The organism is Micromonospora sp. NPDC050686, assembly GCF_040654475.1.
Classification (GTDB): domain Bacteria; phylum Actinomycetota; class Actinomycetes; order Mycobacteriales; family Micromonosporaceae; genus Micromonospora.
The window spans coordinates 19,472-38,529 of record NZ_JBFAID010000021.1; the positions used below are offsets into that span (position 1 = coordinate 19,472).

18 protein-coding genes and 1 pseudogene are annotated in these 19,058 nt (G+C 74.2%); 10 read left to right on the forward strand and 9 right to left on the reverse strand.

Going from position 1 to position 19,058, the window contains the following annotated elements:
- The first annotated feature begins 92 nt into the window (after window positions 1-92).
- Window positions 93-1,562, forward strand: coding sequence for a leucyl aminopeptidase family protein (locus tag AB0H57_RS16135; RefSeq protein WP_357507134.1), 1,470 nt, complete (start codon window positions 93-95; stop codon window positions 1,560-1,562).
- A 77-nt stretch (window positions 1,563-1,639) separates the two neighbouring features.
- On the opposite strand, the gene AB0H57_RS16140 is transcribed toward AB0H57_RS16135, so the two are convergent.
- On the reverse strand, window positions 1,640-2,260 hold the full coding sequence (locus AB0H57_RS16140; RefSeq protein WP_357506997.1) for an O-methyltransferase: 621 nt from the start codon (window positions 2,258-2,260) through the stop codon (window positions 1,640-1,642).
- Window positions 2,261-2,525: 265 nt separating this feature from the next.
- Between AB0H57_RS16140 and AB0H57_RS16145 the strand changes: the two genes are divergently transcribed.
- Window positions 2,526-3,845 carry a trypsin-like peptidase domain-containing protein gene (locus AB0H57_RS16145; RefSeq protein ID WP_357506999.1) on the forward strand — a complete coding sequence of 440 codons (1,320 nt, stop codon included), beginning with the start codon at window positions 2,526-2,528 and terminating at the stop codon, window positions 3,843-3,845.
- Window positions 3,846-3,919: 74 nt separating this feature from the next.
- Entirely contained in the window at window positions 3,920-4,363 is a 444-nt protein-coding gene (locus AB0H57_RS16150) for a preprotein translocase subunit TatB (RefSeq protein ID WP_357507001.1), read from the forward strand.
- A 282-nt stretch (window positions 4,364-4,645) separates the two neighbouring features.
- Here the strand turns inward: AB0H57_RS16150 and AB0H57_RS16155 are convergent, their stop codons facing one another.
- The 3 genes from AB0H57_RS16155 to AB0H57_RS16165 all read right to left on the reverse strand — a co-directional run bounded on the left by AB0H57_RS16155 (window position 4,646) and on the right by AB0H57_RS16165 (window position 7,777).
- Window positions 4,646-5,791: an Mrp/NBP35 family ATP-binding protein gene (locus tag AB0H57_RS16155; protein WP_357507003.1), complete on the reverse strand. Its 1,146-nt coding sequence runs from the start codon at window positions 5,789-5,791 to the stop codon at window positions 4,646-4,648.
- Between the two features lie 110 nt (window positions 5,792-5,901).
- Window positions 5,902-6,501: a DUF1003 domain-containing protein gene (locus AB0H57_RS16160; protein ID WP_357507005.1), complete on the reverse strand. Its 600-nt coding sequence runs from the start codon at window positions 6,499-6,501 to the stop codon at window positions 5,902-5,904.
- The gene (locus tag AB0H57_RS16165; protein ID WP_357507007.1) at window positions 6,494-7,777 is read right to left on the reverse strand and encodes a CBS domain-containing protein; all 1,284 of its coding nucleotides are present in this window, start codon (window positions 7,775-7,777) and stop codon (window positions 6,494-6,496) included. The genes AB0H57_RS16160 and AB0H57_RS16165 overlap by 8 nt, the downstream gene beginning before the upstream one ends.
- A gap of 33 nt (window positions 7,778-7,810) precedes the next feature.
- On the opposite strand from AB0H57_RS16165, the gene AB0H57_RS16170 reads away from it, so the two are divergent.
- Window positions 7,811-8,680, forward strand: a complete 870-nt coding sequence (locus AB0H57_RS16170; protein WP_357507009.1) for a PhzF family phenazine biosynthesis protein — start codon at window positions 7,811-7,813, stop codon at window positions 8,678-8,680.
- Window positions 8,681-8,734: 54 nt separating this feature from the next.
- On the forward strand, window positions 8,735-9,250 hold the full coding sequence (locus tag AB0H57_RS16175; protein ID WP_357507011.1) for a hypothetical protein: 516 nt from the start codon (window positions 8,735-8,737) through the stop codon (window positions 9,248-9,250).
- Window positions 9,251-9,425: 175 nt separating this feature from the next.
- Here the strand turns inward: AB0H57_RS16175 and AB0H57_RS16180 are convergent.
- Window positions 9,426-9,938 (reverse strand): annotated as a pseudogene (locus AB0H57_RS16180) (HAD-IA family hydrolase); the annotation flags it as partial.
- A 112-nt stretch (window positions 9,939-10,050) separates the two neighbouring features.
- Between AB0H57_RS16180 and AB0H57_RS16185 the strand changes: the two are divergent.
- Window positions 10,051-10,992, forward strand: coding sequence for a DMT family transporter (locus AB0H57_RS16185; protein WP_357507013.1), 942 nt, complete (start codon window positions 10,051-10,053; stop codon window positions 10,990-10,992).
- Window positions 10,993-11,079: 87 nt separating this feature from the next.
- Window positions 11,080-13,251, forward strand: coding sequence for an APC family permease (locus AB0H57_RS16190; protein ID WP_357507015.1), 2,172 nt, complete (start codon window positions 11,080-11,082; stop codon window positions 13,249-13,251).
- Here the strand turns inward: AB0H57_RS16190 and AB0H57_RS16195 are convergent.
- Together AB0H57_RS16195 and AB0H57_RS16200 are read right to left on the reverse strand one after the other, a co-directional pair.
- Window positions 13,241-13,552, reverse strand: a complete 312-nt coding sequence (locus AB0H57_RS16195; RefSeq protein WP_357507017.1) for a hypothetical protein — start codon at window positions 13,550-13,552, stop codon at window positions 13,241-13,243. The two genes, AB0H57_RS16190 and AB0H57_RS16195, sit on opposite strands and share 11 nt — an antisense overlap.
- 40 nt (window positions 13,553-13,592) lie before the next feature.
- On the reverse strand, window positions 13,593-14,417 hold the full coding sequence (locus tag AB0H57_RS16200; protein ID WP_357507136.1) for an SDR family NAD(P)-dependent oxidoreductase: 825 nt from the start codon (window positions 14,415-14,417) through the stop codon (window positions 13,593-13,595).
- A 116-nt stretch (window positions 14,418-14,533) separates the two neighbouring features.
- On the opposite strand from AB0H57_RS16200, the gene AB0H57_RS16205 reads away from it, so the two are divergent.
- Window positions 14,534-15,490: a CoA ester lyase gene (locus tag AB0H57_RS16205; protein WP_357507019.1), complete on the forward strand. Its 957-nt coding sequence runs from the start codon at window positions 14,534-14,536 to the stop codon at window positions 15,488-15,490.
- A gap of 46 nt (window positions 15,491-15,536) precedes the next feature.
- Here AB0H57_RS16205 and AB0H57_RS16210 read toward each other — a convergent pair whose 3' ends face one another.
- Window positions 15,537-16,070: a DUF4190 domain-containing protein gene (locus tag AB0H57_RS16210; RefSeq protein WP_357507021.1), complete on the reverse strand. Its 534-nt coding sequence runs from the start codon at window positions 16,068-16,070 to the stop codon at window positions 15,537-15,539.
- Between the two features lie 183 nt (window positions 16,071-16,253).
- On the opposite strand from AB0H57_RS16210, the gene AB0H57_RS16215 reads away from it, so the two are divergent.
- Window positions 16,254-17,090: an SDR family NAD(P)-dependent oxidoreductase gene (locus AB0H57_RS16215; RefSeq protein WP_357507023.1), complete on the forward strand. Its 837-nt coding sequence runs from the start codon at window positions 16,254-16,256 to the stop codon at window positions 17,088-17,090.
- Between the two features lie 9 nt (window positions 17,091-17,099).
- Here the strand turns inward: AB0H57_RS16215 and AB0H57_RS16220 are convergent, their stop codons facing one another.
- Window positions 17,100-17,528 carry a DUF4190 domain-containing protein gene (locus AB0H57_RS16220; protein WP_357507025.1) on the reverse strand — a complete coding sequence of 143 codons (429 nt, stop codon included), beginning with the start codon at window positions 17,526-17,528 and terminating at the stop codon, window positions 17,100-17,102.
- A 178-nt stretch (window positions 17,529-17,706) separates the two neighbouring features.
- Here AB0H57_RS16220 and AB0H57_RS16225 point away from each other — a divergent pair, with 178 nt between their 5' ends.
- Window positions 17,707-18,903 (forward strand): acyl-CoA dehydrogenase family protein, encoded by a 1,197-nt coding sequence (locus AB0H57_RS16225; protein ID WP_357507028.1) that lies wholly within the window; start codon window positions 17,707-17,709, stop codon window positions 18,901-18,903.
- Window positions 18,904-19,058 lie beyond the last annotated feature (155 nt).

The following is a 19,058-nucleotide window of genomic DNA, read 5'->3' on the forward strand; positions in this document are numbered from 1 at the left end:
GCCACCGGCCTCCGCCGGTGGCTCAGGGCCTTCACACCCTGGTGCGGGCCCGGAGTTGCCCGCCCATGATCTTTTCGGAGGTACGGTCCAGCGTGCTGGCGATCCGTCTGACCACCGGGCCGGAGCGGCTCGACACTCTCGTCCTGCCCGTCCGACCCGGCGGGCCGGCCGACGTCGGAGCCTCCGCCGAGCTGGTGCCGACCCCGTCGGCGCTTCCCGACGACGTCCTGGCCGAGGCCGCCGCGCTGGCCCCGGCCGCCCGGCTCACCGGCCGGGCCGGACAGACCCGGGAACATCTGCGCCCGACCCGCACGCCGGAGCGGCTGCTGCTGCTCGGCGTCGGCGACGGCGACGAGCACGGGTGGCGGGTCGCGGGCGCGGCACTGGCCCGGGCCGCCCGGGCCGAGCCACGGATCGTCGTGGCGCTGCCCGACGGCGCCCCGGCGGCGGTCCGGGGCCTGGTCGAGGGGCTGCTGCTCGCCTCGTACCGGTTCCGGCTGACCGAGGCCGGAGAGGCCCCGGCGCTGCGCGAGGTCGACCTGCTGGTGGCCGACGCCGAGGCGTACCGGGCGGTGGTCGACCTGGCCCGGACGACCGCCGAGACGACCCGGCTGGCCCGGGACCTGACCAACACCCCGTCCTCGGTGAAGAACCCGCAGTGGTTCGCCGGCCAGGTCGAGGCCGCCGCCGCCGGCACGCCCGACCTGCACCTGCGGGTACGCGGCCCCGAGGAGCTGGCCGCCGGGGGATTCGGCGGCATCCTGGCGGTGGGCGGCGGTTCGGCCAGCGGCCCCCGCCTGGTCGAGCTGGACTGGCGGCCGGCCGACGCGAAGCGCCACGTCGTCCTGGTCGGCAAGGGCATCACCTTCGACACCGGCGGCATCTCGATCAAGCCCCGGGACGCGATGAAGCTGATGCGCAAGGACATGGCCGGCGCCGCCGCCGTGATCGCCGCCACCCTGGGCGCCGCCAGGCTGGGGCTGCCGGTGCGGGTCACCACGCTGGCGCCGCTGGCCGAGAACATGGTCAGCGGGTCCGCCTTCCGCCCGGGCGACATCATCCGCCACTACGGCGGGCTGACCAGCGAGAGCACCAACTCCGACGCCGAGGGCCGACTGGTGCTCGCCGACGCCCTCGCGTACGCGGCCGCCGAGCTGCGCCCCGACCTGCTGGTCGACCTGGCCACCCTGACCGGCGCCAACGCGGTGGCGCTGGGCAAGCGCACCGGCGCGCTCTACAGCGACAACGACGAGTTGGCCGACGAACTGCTGGCCGCCATCGCGGCGGCCGGCGAGGCGGCCTGGCGAATGCCGCTGGCCGCCGACTACCTCGAACACCTCGGCAGCGACCTGGCCGACCTGCACAGCTCGCCCGCCGCCGGCGCCGGCTCGGTGACCGCGGCGCTCTTCCTCCGCGAGTTCACCGGCGAGCTGCGCGAGCAGTGGGTGCACGTGGACATGTCCGCGCCGTCCTGGGCCGAGGGCGACGACGCCGAGCTGACCAAGGGTGCGACCGGGTGGGGCGTACGCGGCCTGCTGCGCTGGCTGGCCACGCTCGACTGAGCGGCGGCGCGGGACCGGTCACGCGGCGGCGCGCCGCCCGGGTCCGCCGCCGTGGCGGGCGGCGGCCCGGCGACGGCTCAGCAGCGCACCGCGGCCAGCAGACCGTGGCCGACCGGGAGCAGCGCGGGCACCCAGTGCTCGGACTCGCGGATCGCCTTGATCGTCTCGCGCACGGTCACCGTCTCCACGTCGCGGGCGGCGGGATCGCCGATCCGGCCCGCGGCCAGCGCGCCGTTGAGGGCCAGCACCCCGCCCGGGCGCAGCAGCCGCAGCGCGGCGTCCACGCAGGCGCTGTACCCGGTCACCTCCGCGTCCACGAAGACCAGGTCGTACGCCCCGTCGGCGAGGCGGGGCAGGACGTCCAGCGCCCGGCCGGTGATGATCCGGGTCCGGCCGGACGGGAAACCCGCCTCCACGAAGATGCGGCGGGCGATCCGCTGGTGCTCCACCTCGACGTCGATGGTGGTGAGCACCCCGTCGGCGCGCATGCCGCGCAGCAGCCAGACGCCGCTGACCCCGGTGCCGGTGCCGATCTCCACCACCGCCCGGGCGTTGCCGGCGGCGGCCAGCAGCCGCAGCGCGGCACCGGCCCCCGGGGTGACCGCGTCGACGCCCACCTCGTGGGCCAGGCTGCGCGCGGTGCGCAGCACGAGGTCCTCGGTGACGTACGACTCGGCGAACTGCAACACCTGGGCCATCGAGCTGCCGGAATTGGCGACCGTGGCGATGGGACACCTCCGGGCGGCGGGAGTGGTGCGAGGGGCGGGTTGGCGGTATGAGCCTAGAGGCGAGGCCTTTCGGGCGCAGCCGCGCGTCCGCCGTTGGCGATCACGCCGGGCAACCGGTGACTCGACGCGCGGCATCCGTGCAATCCTGGATGCGGTGTCCCGATGGGCGCGGCGGGTTCGGTTCCGGCCTCCGCCGCGGCGGACGGGACCCGGGACCGAGTGGGAGGGCACCGACGTGACCGACGGGTGGGACTGGCGCCGGCCCGGTGGTACCCGGGCGCCGGCGGGACAGCCGGGACCCGGGACGCCACCGGCCGGCACGCCGGCGTCGACGGGCGCCGGGGGCGGCACGACGTCACCCTGGTGGTCCGACGCCCTGGCCGACCCGTGGCGGGACCCGTACGCTCCGGCCGCGGTGGTCGTCCCGGCCCCCGGCCCGGACGGCGCGGCCGAGCCGGAGCCGGTCACCGACCCGGACGCCGCGGGCCGACCGAGGCTGCGGCAACTGCTGTTCATCCCGCTGATCACCGCGCTGCTCGCCGGCGCCCTGGGCGGGGCGCTGGGCTACGCCTTCGCGGTGCACGGTGGCGCCGGCCGGGGGGCCACCCTGGGCGCTCCCGCCGAGGCGCCGGCGCTGGCCCAGCGCAAGCCGGAGTCGCTGGCCGGGGTGGCCGAGCGGGTGCTGCCCAGCGTGGTGACGGTCCGGGTGACCAGCCTCGGCGGGACCAGCGAGGGCTCCGGCTTCATCGTCAGCCCCGAGGGACACGTGATCACGAACGACCACGTGGTCACCGGCAGCGTCGGCAAGGCGTCGGTCATCTTCAACGACGGCAGCTCGGCGCCGGCCACCGTGGTGGGGCAGGATCCGGAGTCCGACATCGCGGTGATCAAGGTGGCCCGGAGCGGCCTGCGGCCGGTGGAGTTCGGCGACTCCGACTCGCTGGCGGTCGGCGACCCGGTGCTGGCGATCGGCTCGCCGCTCTCGCTGGCCAACACGGTCACCGCCGGCATCGTCAGCGCCCTGGACCGGACCATGCAGGCGGGGGAGCCGGGCGGGCCGACCCGCTACTACGCGGCGATCCAGACCGACGCGGCGGTGAACCACGGCAACTCCGGCGGCCCGCTGGTCGACGGGGCGGGCCGGGTGGTCGGGGTGAACTCGACGATCAAGTCGCTGGTCGCCGACGGGCAGGAGGCGGGCAACATCGGTCTCGCCTTCGCCATCCCGATCAACCAGGCGAAGCGGATCACCCAGGACATCATCGGCACCGGCAAGGCCCGCCGTACGGTGATCGGCGCCCAGGTCGGCGGCCCGAACGCGGGCAGCGGCGACGGCGTCCGCTTGCAGCAGGTGGAGCCGTCCGGGCCGGCGGCCGGGGCGGGGCTGCGGGCCGGCGACGTGATCCTGCGCCTCAACGGCCGGCCGATGAGCGCGCCGACCGACCTGATCGCGCTGGTGCGCAAGTTCGCGCCCGGTTCCGTGGTGACGGTGGAGTACCGGCGGGGCTCCACCCGGCAGAACACCTCCGTGACACTCGCCGCAGACGCCAAGTGAACGTCCCGCACCTCTTGCCGAATCGGCCTCCCAGGTGCGTAGTCTTTGCCTGACGCCGACGAGGAGGCCCAGCCGTGTTCGAGAACCTGAACTGGTGGGAGATCGGGACGCTGCTGCTCCTGGCACTGCTGATCTTCGGTGACCGGCTGCCTCAGGTGATCTCCGAAGGGCTGCGGATGGTGCGCAACCTGCGCAGCATGGCGCAGAACGCCACCGGCGACCTGAGCCGCGAGCTGGGCACCGACATTCAGCTGGAGGATCTGCACCCGAAGGCGTTCATCCGCAAGCACCTGCTCAGCGAGGAGGACGAGCAGGCGATCCGGAAGCCGCTCCAGGGCGTCTACGACAACCTCCGGGCTGACGTGACGGGCGTGCACAACGACCTGAAGGACGTCGCCTCCGCCGCCGACCTCAGGTCGACCGGCGGGCGGGGCACGGCCGCCACCGCCACCGGCGACGTCACCGCCGCCGCGGCACCCGCACCCCGCTCGCACGCCTACGACGACGACGCCACCTGATTCCGGCGGCGCCGCGCGGTCACCGGCCGCCGGCGGGCTCACCGGCCCGGTCCGCCGCCGGCCGTCCACCCAGGGAGCTCGCCCGCCCGGCGCGCTCGGCCGGGCCGCCGGATCCGCCGCCGGCAGCCCAGGCGCTTCCGAGCGCGATACCTCTGAGGCATCTTTATGACTCTGGGGTATCACGCTCATGCCCGGCATGCCTCCGCCCGGGAACGATGACCGTCCCGCGGGTGGACGTGACAACGGGCCTCCCGCGCGGGGAGGCCGGTCGTGTCGCGTCGGTCAGCGGCCGGCCGGCTTGAGCCCCAGCGGCTTGCCGAGCAGCGACTCGCGGCGCACCGCGAGCCGGTCGGCCACCGCGCCCATCGCCTGGGCGGCGGCGGCGTCCGGCTGGGCCAGCACGATCGGAAGGCCGGCGTCGCCGCCCTCGCGGACCCGGGTGTCCAGCGGGATCTGACCCAGCAGCGGCACCTGCGCGCCGATGGTCCGGCTCAGCGAGTCGGCGACGGCCTGGCCCCCGCCCGCCCCGAAGACCTCCATCCGGGACCCGTCGGGCAGCTCCATCCAGGACATGTTCTCGATGACGCCGACCACCCGCTGGTGGGTCTGCAGGGCGATCGCACCGGCCCGCTCGGCCACCTCGGCGGCGGCGGTCTGCGGGGTGGTGACCACCAGGATCTCGGCGTTGGGCAGCAGCTGCGCCACCGAGATGGCGATGTCGCCGGTGCCCGGGGGCAGGTCCAGCAGAAGGACGTCCAGGTCGCCCCAGTAGACGTCGGCGAGGAACTGCTGGAGCGCGCGGTGCAGCATCGGGCCGCGCCACACCACGGCGGCGTTGCCCGGGGTGAACATGCCGATCGAGATCACCTTCACGCCGTGCGCCTGCGGCGGCATGATCATGTCCTCGACCCGGGTCGGGGCGCCCTCGGCGCCGAGCATCCGGGGCACCGAGTGGCCGTAGATGTCCGCGTCGACCACGCCGACGGAGAGCCCCCGGGCGGCCAGCGCGGCGGCCAGGTTGACCGTGACGCTGGACTTGCCGACGCCGCCCTTGCCGCTGGCGACCGCGTACACCCGGGTCCGCGAGCCGGGCTGGGCGAACGGGATGACCGGCTCGGCGCCGCCGCCGCCGCGCAGCTTGGACTGGAGCTCCTGGCGCTGCTCCGGGCTCATCACGCCGAACTCGATCTCGACACCCGCCACGCCCGGGACGCCGCCCACCGCGGCGGTGATGTCGGCGCGCAGCTTGTCCTTCAGCGGGCAGCCGGCCACGGTGAGCAGCAGTTCGACGCGGACGACGCCGTCGTCGCCGACCGTGGCGGCGCGGACCATGCCCAGCTCGGTGATCGGCCGGCGGATCTCCGGGTCGTTGACGGTGGCCAGGGCGGCCTGGATCGCGTCGGAGATGGTGCTGACGGATGCTGACATACCCGCAATGCTACGTCGGCGGGGATCGCCTCCCCGCCACGGTGTGAGCCAATCGATGTCCGCCCCGGAATCGTACGGACCGGGACGATCGGTGCGGCCGGCCCGGACGCTCAGCGCTCCGACCGGCCGTCCCGGGCATAGTCGCCGTCGAGATCGTCGTGGGGCTCGCCGAGCGGCTCGTCGACCCGCATGGTCCGTTCCTGCTGGCGCCGTTCCAGCTTGTGCCGCCGCTCGGCGGCCTCGTCCAACTCCTCGGCCAGCCGGGCCAGCTCAGAGCGGAGGAAGTCCCGGGTGGCCACCTCGCCCATGGCGATCCGCAGCGCGGCGATCTCCCGGGCCAGGTACTCGGTGTCCGCCTTCTGCATGGTCGCCTGCCGGCGGTCCTCGTCCAGCGCCACCCGGTCCCGGTCCGTCTGGCGATTCTGCGCGAGCAGGATCAGCGGCGCCGCGTAGGAGGCCTGCAGGGAGAGCACCAGGGTCAGGAACGTGAAGGTGTACGGGTCGAACCGCAGGCTCGCCGGGGCGAGCGTGTTCCACAGGAACCAGGCCGCGAGGACCAGGGTCATGTAGACGAGGAAGTTCGCCGTACCCATGCCCCGGGCGATGCCCTCGGCCCACCTGCCGAAGGTCTCCTGGTCGACTCGGGGCAGCTTGACGCCGCGGGGCTCGCGCGGCTGGTCGAGCCGCTCCGCCCGTCGCTGCTCAGTCATGCGCGCCGTCCGGCATCTCCTCGACCGGGGTCGAAACCCGTCCGGCGTCCCGGTTCCGCCAGTCCCGCGGCAGCGAGTGGTCCAGCACGTCGTCCACCGTCACCGCGCCCACCAGCCGGTTGTTCCGGTCGATCACCGGCATCGCGACCAGGTCGTAGGTGGCCATCCGGCGGGTGATCTCCGGCAGCGGGGTGCCCGGTCGCAGCGGGTCGATGTCGTTGGCCACCAGGCCCCCGAGCAGGTCGGCCGGCGGGTCCCGGAGCAGCCGCTGGAAGTGCACCATGCCGAGGTAGCGCCCGGTCGGCGTGGTCATCGGGGCGCGGGTCACGAACACCTGGGCGGCCACCGCGGGGGAGAGCTGCGGTTCCCGGATCCGGGCCAGCGCCTCGGCGACGGTGGCGTCCGGGGGCAGGATCACCGGTTCCGACGTCATCACGCTGCCGGCCGTGCCCGCGCTGTACTTCAGCAGCTGGCGCACCGGGTCGGCCTCGTCCGGCTCCATCAGGTCCAGCAACACGTCCTGCTCGGGTGGGGGCAGCTCGTTGAGCAGGTCGGCGGCGTCGTCCGGGTCCATCTCCTCCAGGACGTCGGCGGCCCGCTGCCGGTCCAGCGCGGCGAGAATCTCCACCTGGTCGTGCTCGGGCAGCTCGCTCAGCACGTCCGCCAGCCGCTCGTCGTCGAGCGCCGCGGCGACCTCGTTGCGGCGGTCGTCGGGCAGGTCCTGCAGGGCGTTGGCCAGGTCGGCCGGGCGCATGTCCTCCAGCACGGCAAGCAGGTTGGCGGTGCCCCGGCCTTCGCCGACGTCGCTCAGCCCGCCTACCCGGTCCCACTCGACCTGGTGCAGGTGGCCGCGCCGGCCCAGCCGGCCGGTCTGCTCGCGGACCGCCACCCGGGTCAGCGTCCACTCGCCGCCGCGGCGGGCCTCCATCGCCACGTCGACCACCGCGCCCGGCTGGCCGCCCTCCAACCGCACCCGGCGGTCCAGCAGCTCCTGGAGAACCAGCAGCTCGTTCGGGCGCTTCTCGAACCGGCGCAGGTTCAGCGTGCCGCTGCCGAGCACCACCGCGTCCGCATCGATGGTGGTGATCCGGTTGATGGAGAGGAAGATGCGCCGACGCATCGGCATCTCGGCCACCAGGCCGACGACCTCCGGCGGTCGCTGGGCCGCCCGGATCCGTGCCACCGCGTCACGGACCCGACCCACCTGGTCACCGTTCGGATCGAAAACGGCGACCCCGGCGAGTCGGGCGATGTAGACCCGGGTCGGCGTGCTCACGGGCACCAGCCTAAGCGCCTAGTGTTTATCAACATGTCGACCCTGGCCTACGAGATCGTGGACGTCTTCACCGACCGCCCGTACGCGGGGAACCCGCTGGCGGTGGTGTTCGGCGCCGAACGGCTCGCCACCGAGCAGATGCAGGCGCTCGCGGTGGAGTTCAACCTCTCCGAGACGGTGTTCGTGCTGGCGTCCACGCAGGTCGGCGCCACCTACCGGGCGCGGATCTTCACCCCGGCCGCGGAGCTGCCCTTCGCCGGGCACCCCAGCGTCGGCGCGGCGGTCACCGCCAGCCGGCGCGGGATGTTCGCGGCGGGTCGGGTCGCCCAGGAGTGCGGCGCCGGCGTCCTGCCGATAGAGGTCACCGCCACCGGGGCGACGCTCACCGGCGGCACGCCCACCCTCGGGCCGGAGCTGGACCCGGAGCCGCTGCTGGAGATGGCCGGGCTGGCCGCCGCCGACCACGCCGGACCGGCGCCCCGGGTGGCCGGGTGCGGGCTGGAGTTCCCGTACCTGCCGGTGCGGCCGGACGCGGTGGCCCGGGCCCGGGTGAACGCGGCGGCGGCGGAGCGGTACGGCGTGGAGCACGTCAGCGTCTTCTCCTGGGACGCCGCCTCGCAAACGGCGCACGCCCGGGTCTTCGTGCCGGGGCTCGGGGTGCCCGAGGACCCGGCGTCCGGTTCGGCCGCCCTCGGCCTCGGGGTGTGGCTGGTCGCCAGCGGGCTGCTGCCCGGTGACGGTACCCACCCGTACACCGTGCGGCAGGGGATCGAGATCCACCGCCCGTCGGTGCTGGCCTGCACGGTGACCACGAGCGGCGGCGCGGCGGTCGGGGCGACCGTGGCCGGCCAGGTGATGCCGGTGGCCCGCGGCGAGATCCTGATTCCACCGTTCGTCGGCTGACCGCACCGGCCGGTCCGGGTGTCCGGGCGGGCCGTGGTGCGAGAGGATGCCGGAATGACGGACGAGGTGCAGGCCCGCCAGAGCACGCCGCTGGTCGACGAGGCCACGAAGAAGGCGGCCGTCGCCTGGGTGAGCGTCGCCGAGGGCCCGGCGCTGGCGCTGTGGTGCATGCCGCTGGAGGGCGACCTCTTCGTGGTCAGCGGCCCCGGTGAGCAGTCCGCCCCCGGCCTGGCCGACGCCACCGAGGCCCGGGTCACCCTGCGCGGCGACCACGGCGGTCGGATCGTCACCTGGCCGGCCCGGGTGACCCGGGTGGCGCCCGGCAGCGACGGCTGGCAGACGGCCGCGCCGCTGGTGGCCGCCAAGCGGCTGAACGCGCGGGGAGCGGTCGCGGACCTGGTCGCCCGGTGGGCCGCCGACGGTTGCGCGCTGAACCGGCTCAGCCCGGCCGGGCCGCCGGCAGCTGGACCCGACCTGCCGGCCGGCTCACTGGCCGAGCCGCCGCGCGGCGCGCCGGTGGTCCGGGTGACCCGCCGGCCGTTCCGGCTGCATCGCGTCCGTCGGCGCTGACCGGCACCCGGTCGACCAGCTCCACCACCCCGGGCAGCGCGGTCACCGCCGGGCCGGTCCAGTCCGGCTCGGGGTCGAAGACCAGGTGCCGGGCGAGGTCCGGGGCGGCCAACCGGACGGCGGTCAGCCCCACCCGCGCCGCACCGGTCAGCTCGCGGCTGCCGCCGTCGCCGACGTAGAGGCAGTGCTCGGGGGCCACGCCCAGCCGCTGGCACGCGGTCAGGTAGAGCTCGGGATCCGGCTTGCACCGCCCGACCCGGACCGAGAACACCCGTACGTCGAGCAGCGGCGCGACCGGCAGCTCGGGCAGGAACGCCGGCAGCTCGTGGGTGCAGTCGCTGACCAGGCCGGTGCGTACGCCCCGCCGGCGCAGCGCCGCCAGCACCGGCACCGCCTCGGGCCGCAGCCGGGTGTCGGCGTGTACCGCCCGGTGCCGGGAGGCGAGCGCCGCGCGCACCGCATCCGCCGACGGTCGTACGCCGAGCTGGTCGCACACCCAGCGCAGGGTCGCCTCGGCCCCGCCCAGCGACCCGCTCGCCCGCTGGTAGTAGCTGCGGTCGAGCACCTCGGTGAGCCGCTCGTCCGGGCAGCCCAGCAACTCGGCGGTGAGCCGGTGCCCCCGGCCCCGGGGGGCGGGACAGGTCAGCGTGCCGAAGAAGTCGAACAGCACCGCCTGGTAGCTGGGCATGGGGGGAACGCCTCCGGGCGGTCGAGGGACGCCAGCGGCGCGCGGACGCCCATGATCGTAACCACATGTTGACCCTCTGTGGTGCCCACCGGACGTGTGAGGATTGCTCCCCGTGCAGCCATCTTCACCCCGCCCGCCGCTCGATCCGCTGACCGGCGCCGCCGTCGCGCTCGCCGTGGTCGCGGTCTCCTCCTCGGGACCGCTGATCGCCTTCGCCGCCGCGCCGGCCCTGGCGATCGCGTTCTGGCGGAACACGCTCGCCGTCGCGGTGCTCGGTCCCTTCTCGCTGCTCCGGCGGCGGGCGGAGTTCCGCCGGCTGACCGTCGGCGCCGGCCGGCGGGAGGGCTGGTACTGCGTACTCTCCGGGGTGGCGCTCGCCGCGCACTTCGCCACCTGGATGTCGGCGGTGCAGCTCACCTCGGTCGCCGCCGCGACCGCGCTGGGCGCCACCCAGCCGGTGTGGCAGGGGCTGATCGCCCGCGGGCAGGGGCGGCGGCTGCCGGCAACGGTCTGGGCCGGCATCGCGGTGGCGGTGGCCGGCGCGGCGCTCGCCACCGGCGCCGACGTCACCGTTTCGGGCCGGACGGTCGCCGGTGACCTGCTCGCGGTGGCCGGCGGGATGTTCGCCGCGGTCTACACCGCGTTCGGCGAGCGGGCCCGGGGGTCGCTCAGCACCACCACCTACACCACCGTCTGCTACGGGGTCTGCGGGGCGCTGCTGCTGGTCGTCTGCCTGGCCGCCGGGCTGCCGTTGACCGGGTACGACGGCGGCACCTGGCTGGCCATCCTGGGGCTGGTGGCCGGCGCCCAACTGCTCGGCCACTCGATGTTCAACTACGCCCTGCACCGGGTCTCGGCCACCACGATCAGCGTGCTGATCCTGCTGGAGGTGCCGGGGGCGGCCCTGATCGCCTGGTGGTGGCTGGGGCAGGTGCCCCGCCCGCTGGCCCTGCCCGGGCTGGCGCTGCTGCTGGTCGGGGTGGCCGTGGTGGTGATCGGCGGCACCCGCGCCGCCCGTGTTAGGAGGGGCCCCTTGTTAACAGACGTGTGTTAACAAGGGTCCCCTCCTTGCGTTTCGGCCGCCCGGCGGCGCTGCTTCCGTGACAGTGCAGGAAGGAAGCCGTACGGGCAGGGGGTGCTGATGCAGTCGGACGAGGCGGACGAGGCCGGGCGCGGTACCGCCGTCACCCCGTCGGCCGAGTTCCCGCCGCTGCGCCCCGACGAGGTGGCCACGCTGCGCCGGATCGGTGTCCGCTGGCAGCCGGGCCGGCCGCCCAAAGGGCTGCCCGTCGACCCGACCCTGGACCGGTACCGGGGTCGGCCGGCCCCCACCCGGTTCGGCCGGCTGGCGCCGATCGAGATGTTCGCCGGGCAGCCCGGCGAGCTGGTCGCCACCGGGCCGGCCCACGAGCCGGGCTCGCGGGCGGCCCGGGCCCTGACCCGGCTGCGCCGGGTGGTCCTCGGGCCGCCGCTGCGCAGCTCCGCCGTGCTGTACGAGCGGATGCGCAAACTGGTCGCCCTGCCGATCCTCTCGTCCGACCTGCTCAGCTCGGTGGCGTACGGGCCGGAGGCGATGCTGACCGTGCTGGTGCTGGCCGGGGGCGGGGCGCTGGGCCTGTCGCTGCCGCTGGCCGCCCTGCTGGTGGTGTTGATGATCGCGGTCGGGCTGTCGTACCGGCAGACCATCCCGGCCTACCCGCACGGCGCCGGCTCGTACATCGTGGCCTCGGCGAACCTGGGCGTCACGCCGGGGCTGGCCGCCGCCGCCGGGCTGATGCTCGACTACGTGCTGACCGTGGCCGTGTCGGTGGCCGCCGGGGTGCACGCGGTCACCTCGGCGCTGCCCGCGCTGGCGCCGTTCAACGTGCCGCTCGGGGTGCTGGTGATCCTCGTGCTGCTCGCCGGCAACCTGCGCGGGGTGCGCACCGCCGGCAACATCTTCGTGCTGCCCACGTACGCCTTCGTGGTCGCGGTGCTGGCGCTGCTCGTGGTCGGCTGGTGGCGGGCGGCCGGGCGGGGGTTCGCGCCGATGCCCCCGCCGCCGGTGCCGGCGGCCGAAGGGTTGGGCCTGCTGCTGGTGTTGCGGGCCTTCGCCTCGGGGGCGGTGTCGATGACCGGCATCGAGGCGGTCTCCAACGCGGTGCCGGCGTTCCGCCCCACCGAGTGGCGCAACGCCCGGACCACGCTCGGCTGGATGGTGGCCATGCTGGTGGTCCTCTTCGCCGGGCTGACCGTGCTGATCCACCTGGACGGCCTGGTGCCCCGCCCGGAGGAGACCCTGCTGTCCCAGCTGGGCCGGCTCACCTTCCCGGCCGGCCCCTGGTACCCGCTGCTCCAGGCCACCACCGCGCTGATCCTGCTGCTGGCGGCGAACACCGCCTTCAACGACTTCCCCCGGCTGCTCTTCTTCATGGCCCGGGACGGCCACGCCCCGCGCCGCTTCCTGCACATGGGGGACCGGCTGGCGTTCAGCAACGGGCTGGTCGCGCTGGCCACCACGGCGACGGTCGTCTTCGTCGCGTTCGGCGGGCACACCGAGGCGCTGATCCCGCTCTACGCGGTGGGGGTGTTCCTTGCCTTCACCCTGTCGCAGAGCGGCATGGTGGTGCACTGGCGGCGCCACCAGGGGCGGGGCTGGCGGCGTCGGCTGGGGCTCAACGCGGTCGGGGCGGTGCTCTCCGGGCTGGTGCTGCTGACCGCCGCGGTGGCCAAGTTCGCCGAGGGCGCCTGGGTGGTGGTGGTCGCGGTGCCGCTGCTGGTGCTGCTCTTCCACCGGGTGCACCGGCACTACGCCCGGCTGCACCGGGCGCTGGCCCTGCACCCGCCGGCCACGGGCCCGCCGGCCACCCCCGGGCCCGGGGTCCCGGCCACCCCCGGGCCCGCCGAGGGGGAGGAGCTACCCCAGCAGGTACGCCACCTGGTGGTGGTGCCGATGGCCCGGCTGAACCGGGCCTCGCTGCGGGGCCTGGCGTACGCGGTGTCCCTCGGCCAGCCCACGCTGGCGGTGCACGTGGCGCCGGAGGACGCCGAGGCGGAGCGGTTCCGCGAGCAGTGGCGGGCCTGGGGCGACCACGTCCGGCTGGAGATCATCGTCTCCCCGTACCGGGCGGTGATCGGGCCGCTGGCGCACTACCTGGAGGCGTTGCACGCCGCCGGGCCGGAGCTGACGCTGACCGTGATCGTGCCGGAGGTGGTGCCGCGTCGCCGCCGGCACCGGCCGTTGCACAGCGGCGCCGAGCACCGGCTGCGGGACGCCCTGCGGGCGCTGCCCGGCGTGGTGGTGACCAGCGTCCCGGTGCACGTCACCGACTGAGGAAGCGGGCTGAGACCTCGCGTACTTCCAGCACCCGGGTGGTCGGCGCGTCGTCACCGAGCGCGGCGCGCAGCGCGACCCGCTCCGGGTCGACCAGGAACGAGTCGTAGCCGGCCCGGTCGGCGAACCGGATCACGTGCACCTCGTTGCCGTCGTCGGTGCGCAGCCGCCGTTCCAGCTGCCCGTGGTGCCGCCCGAGCAGGGCCAGCACCGCGTCCTCGTAGCGCTGGCCCGCCTCGACCGCGCTGCCGGCCATCTCGACCAGGGCGACCAGCAGCACCCCGGAGTTCCCCGTCGTCATGGCGGAAGTATGGCAGCGGGGCGGGCCACCGGGGGCCCGGTCAGTCGTCGATGCCCACGGCCTTGGCGCTGGCCGTCCAGAGCCGGGCGGCCAGTCGCGGGTCGGCCGCCTTGCGCAGCGGCCGGCGCGGCCGGCGGTCGGCGTAGTAGCCGCCGTCGACCAGCCGGTCCGGATCCTGGTTGGCCAGCCAGACCAGGGTCTCGGCGCCCTTCTCCGGGCTGCGGAACGGCAGGAGCCGCATGCCGACCGCGACCAGCCGGCTGTCCGCCCCGAACCGGGTCCGCACCACGCCGGGATGAAAGGAGTACGCGGGGACGTCCGGCCAGCGCCGGGCGGCCTCGGCGGCGAACAGGATGTTGGCCTGCTTGCTGGTCCCGTACGCCCGCATCGGCCGGTAGTGGCGCAGCGCGGCGTTCAGCTCGTCGGGGTCGAGCCGGCCGCTGCGGTGGGCGCCGGAGGCGGTCACCACCAGCCGGCCGACCCGGTCGGCGAGCAGGTTGCTCAGCAGGAACGGGGCCAGGTGGTTGGCCTGGATGGACAGCTCGAAGCCGTCGACGGTGGTGACCGGTTGCAGCACGATCGCGCCGGCGTTGTTGGCCAGCACGTCGATCCGGTCGTACGCCGCGCGCAGCCGCTCCGCCAGCCCCCGTACGTCGTCCAGCACGGCGAAGTCGGCCCGGAACAGCTCGGGCCGCTCGCCGGACGCGTCGCGTACCCGGTCGCCGGCCGCCTGCAGGCGGGCCGGATCCCGGCCGACGAGCACCACCCGGTCGCCGCGCCGTGCCAGGTCGACGGCGGCGGCCAGCCCGATGCCGGAGCTGGCTCCCGTCACCACCACGATCCGGCGCCCAGTGAGATCTTCCACAGCTCCATTCACCCCGGTCACGGCACGAGGTTACCGTGGCGTCAACAAGCCTTTGGGATCGTTAAGGTCCGTCATCTTCGCCGGCGTGCCCGCCGGACGCTGGAAGGAGCGCATCCATGGCCGCTGTCGGTCGCCCCCGCCGGTCCTGCCTCGCGGTACCCGGTTCCAGCGTCAAGATGCTCGGCAAGGCCCAGGGACTGCCGGCCGACCAGGTCTTCCTCGACCTGGAGGACGCGGTCGCCCCGCTGGCCAAGCCGGACGCCCGCAAGAACATCGTCGCCGCGCTGAACGAGGGTGACTGGGCCGGCAAGACCCGGGTGGTCCGGGTCAACGACCTGACCACGCCGTGGACGTACCGGGACGTGATCGAGGTGGTCGAGGGCGCGGGCGCGAACCTCGACTGCATCATGCTGCCGAAGGTGCAGAACGCCGGCCAGGTGCAGTGGCTGGACCTGACCCTCACCCAGATCGAGAAGACCCTGGGCCTCCCGGTCGGGCGGATCGGCATCGAGGCGCAGATCGAGAACGCCGCCGGCCTGGTGAACGTGGACGAGATCGCCGCCGGCTCGCCGCGGGTGGAGACCATCATCTTCGGCCCGGCCGACTTCATGGCCTCGATCAACATGAAGTCGCTGGTGGTGGGCGCGCTGATCCCGGACTACCCGGGCGACCCGTACCACTACATCCTGATGCGGATCCTGATGGCCGCCCGGATGCACGACAAGCAGGCCGTCGACGGGCCGTTCCTGCAGATCCGGGACGTCGACGCGTTCCGCGAGGTGGCCAAGCGGTCCGCGGCGCTCGGCTTCGACGGCAAGTGGGTGCTGCACCCCGGCCAGATCGACGCCGCGAACGAGATCTACTCGCCGGCCCAGGCCGACTACGACCACGCCGAGCTGATCCTCGACGCGTACGAGCACTACACCTCGGAGGCCGGCGGCCGGCTCGGCGCGGTGATGCTCGGCGACGAAATGATCGACGAGGCGTCCCGGAAGATGGCGCTGGTAATCTCCGCCAAGGGCCGCGCGGCCGGGATGACGCGCACCTCGACCTTCACCCCACCGGCGGAGTGAGCGATCCGGGCCGTCCCCGGGGGTGCCGGGGCGGCCCGGATCCGCGTCAGTAGCCGCTGCTGGACGAGGGGGCCTGGGTCGCCGCGAAGATGATCAGGCCCACGATGACGACGGTCGCCAGCACCGCGATGACGGTGGCGATCCAGCCGACGACGATCCCGGCTGTCGCGAAGCCCTCGCCGCCCTCACCCCGCTCCCGGATCTGCCGGCGGGAGACGTAGCCGAGGGCCAGCCCGACGATGCCGATGTAGCCGCCGAGGCCGTACGCGCACAGGCCGAGCGCGCCGATGATCGACACCACCATCGCGGCGATGGCAAGGCCGTTCTGCGGCGGACCGGGCTGGTAACCGGGCGGTGGGTACCCGGCCTGCGGATGGCCGTACGGGGCGCCGCCGGGCGGCGGGTAGCCGGGCGCGGCGTAGGGGTCGGCGGCCTTCAGTCCGGCGTACGGATCGGCCGGGCCGGGCTGGGCCGGCACCGGGCCTGCGCTCAGTGGCAGGGTCGGGTCGGCCGGGGGAGTCGACTGCGGAGTGGGCGCGGCGGGGTCGTGCCAACCACCGGACGGCGGGGGATAGCTCATGCGGTTCTCTTCCGTTCAGCTTGGGATGCGCGGTCAGGGTAGCCAGCGCCGACCAGAACCGGGCACCGGCTTACCGGGTGCCGCGTTGCCCGCAACGGCCGCAGGCGGCAGGATCTCGGCATGGCACATGACGCGCGGGGCGCCGAACGAGGTCGACCGAGACGGGACGTCAGCCGGCCTGGCGTGGCCCGGCGCAGCCGGCTCGCAGCCGGCGCCACGGTGGCGGGCCGCGACGAGCGGGTGCCGCTGCCCGAGCCGGTGACCACGCGGCTCGACGGCCGGGTCGCACTGGTCACCGGGGCCGGCAGCCCGGACGGCATCGGGTACGCGATCGCCCGCCGGCTGGCCGACCTGGGCGCTCGGGTCGCGATCGTCTCCACCACCCGGCGGATCCACGACCGGGCCGGCGAACTGGGCGTGACCGGGTTCGTCGCCGACCTGACCGACGAGTCGGAGGTGGGTGCGCTGGCCGACGCGGTGACCGAGCAGCTCGGCGACGTCGAGGTGCTGGTCAACAACGCCGGGCTGGCGAGCCGGGCGAGCCCGGAGGTGCTCCGGCCGGTGGCCCAGCTGAGCTACGACGAGTGGCGCGGCGAGATCGACCGGAACCTGACCACGGCGTTCCTGTGCAGTCGGGCGTTCATCGGCGGGATGGCCGAGCGGGGCTGGGGTCGGGTGGTCAACCTCGCCGCCACGGCCGGCGCGGTGAATGCCCTGCCCACCGAGGCGGCGTACGCGGCGGCGAAGGCGGGCGTGGTCGGGCTGACCCGGGCGCTGGCGATGGAGATGGTCGCCGACGGGGTGACGGTGAACTCGGTCGCCCCCGGCACCATCCACACTGCCGCCTCGACGCTGGCCGAGCTGAAGCAGGGCCACGGCACCCCGGTCGGCCGCCCCGGTACGCCGGACGAGGTGGCCGCGGCGGTGGCCTTCCTCTGCTCGCCGGCCGCGTCGTACATCACCGGGCAGCTGCTGGTGGTGGACGGTGGCAACAGCGTCCGCGAGTCGCAGTTCCGGTGAGCCGCCCGGTCAGTAGCCGTGACTCGGGTTCGAGCCGGCCCAGACGGCGAAGGCAAGCCAGCCGCAGCAGGCCAGCAGGCCCAGCCCGGTGAAGACGAAGCCGAGGATGAGCCCCCAGGTGGCGAGCTGGTCGCCCTCCTCGCCGGTCTGCCGGATCTGCCGCTTGGCGAGGTAGCCGAGGACGATCCCGGCGGGCGAGAAGACGAAGGCGAAGACCAGCGACAGGATCGCCAGCACGTTCGTGCCGCGCACCGGCCCGGGCCAGCCGGGCGGTCCGTGGTGCCCGGGCGGGCCGTACTGCTGCCCGGGCGGGCCGTGCTGCCCGTACGGTGGCGGCTGCTCGCCGGCCGGCGGTCCCCACGCCGGTGGCCCCTCGGCGGGCCGCTCGTACGGCGACGGCGGCTGCTCGGGCTCGCCCGGTGGTGGTGGATGTCCCATCACGTTCACCCCGTCCGCCGCAGGTCAGAAACCCTCTCTCTTGCGGACGCTACCGGCAGCGGTGAACCTTTTCACAGCGGTTGTGTGGACCGGTCACCTTGGCCTCGCCGGACGCGGGGCCGATACTGACCGAGCGTTCAGTTACCCCCGAGTAATGCGCCGATCCCCGGAGGCTGAGATGGCCCGACTCGCCCAGACGCCCGGCCTGACCGACGTGCAGCGGTCGATCCTGGAAACCGTCCGGGAGTTCGCCGACAAGGAGATCATCCCGCACGCCCAGCGGCTGGAACACGCGGACGAGTACCCCACCGACATCCTCGACGGGATGCGCGAGATGGGGCTGTTCGGGCTCACCATCGCGGAGGAGCACGGCGGCCTCGGTGAGTCCCTGCTGACCTACGCCCTGGTGGTCGAGGAGCTGTCCCGGGGCTGGATGTCGATCTCCGGCATCGTGAACACGCACTTCATCGTGGCGTACCTGATCTCCCAGCACGGCTCGGCCGAGCAGCAGGCCCGGCTGCTGCCCCGGATGGCCACCGGCGAGGTGCGCGGCGCCTTCTCGATGTCAGAACCGGGTTGCGGTTCGGACGTGGCGGCGATCGGGTCCAGGGCCGTACGTGAGGGCGACACCTACGTGCTCAACGGCCAGAAGATGTGGCTGACCAACGGGGCGTACTCGTCAGTGGTGGCCACCCTGGTCAAGACCGACACCGGGGCCGACTCGGTCTACGGCAACATGAGCACCTTCCTGCTAGAGAAGGAGCCCGGCTTCGGCGAGACCGCGCCCGGCCTGACCATCCCCGGCAAGATCGACAAGATGGGTTACAAGGGCGTCGAGACCACCGAGATGGTGCTCGACGGGGTGACCGTGCCCGCCTCCGCCGTGCTCGGCGGGGCGGAGAAGGTCGGCCGCGGCTTCTACCAGATGATGGACGGCATCGAGGTCGGCCGGGTCAACGTGGCCGCCCGCGCCTGCGGCATCTCGATCCGGGCATTCGAGCTGGCCGTCGCGTACGCCCAGCAGCGCAAGACCTTCGGCCAGCCGCTCGCCCGGCACCAGGCCGTCGCGTTCAAGCTCGCCGAGATGGGCACGAAGATCGAGGCCGCGCACGCCTTGATGGTCAACGCGGCCCGGCTCAAGGACGCCGGCCAGCGCAACGACGTCGAGGCCGGCATGGCCAAGCTGCTCGCCTCGGAATACTGCGCCGAGGTGGTCCAGGAGGCGTTCCGCATCCACGGCGGCTACGGCTACTCCAAGGAGTACGAGATCGAGCGCCTGATGCGGGAGGCCCCGTTCCTGCTGATCGGCGAGGGCACCTCGGAGATCCAGAAGACCATCATCTCCCGCGGCCTCCTCAAGGAATACAAGCTCTGAGGTGCAAGGAGGGGCCCCCTGTTAACGCATTCTGTATAGGCGGGGGCACCGCCTGATACCCGGGTGCGGTCACCCGGCCGGCTCAGGCGCGGCCACCGGCAGGCCGACCGACAACGCCTCCGGCCGGTGCCGAAAGGGTCGAGCGCGGCCCACGG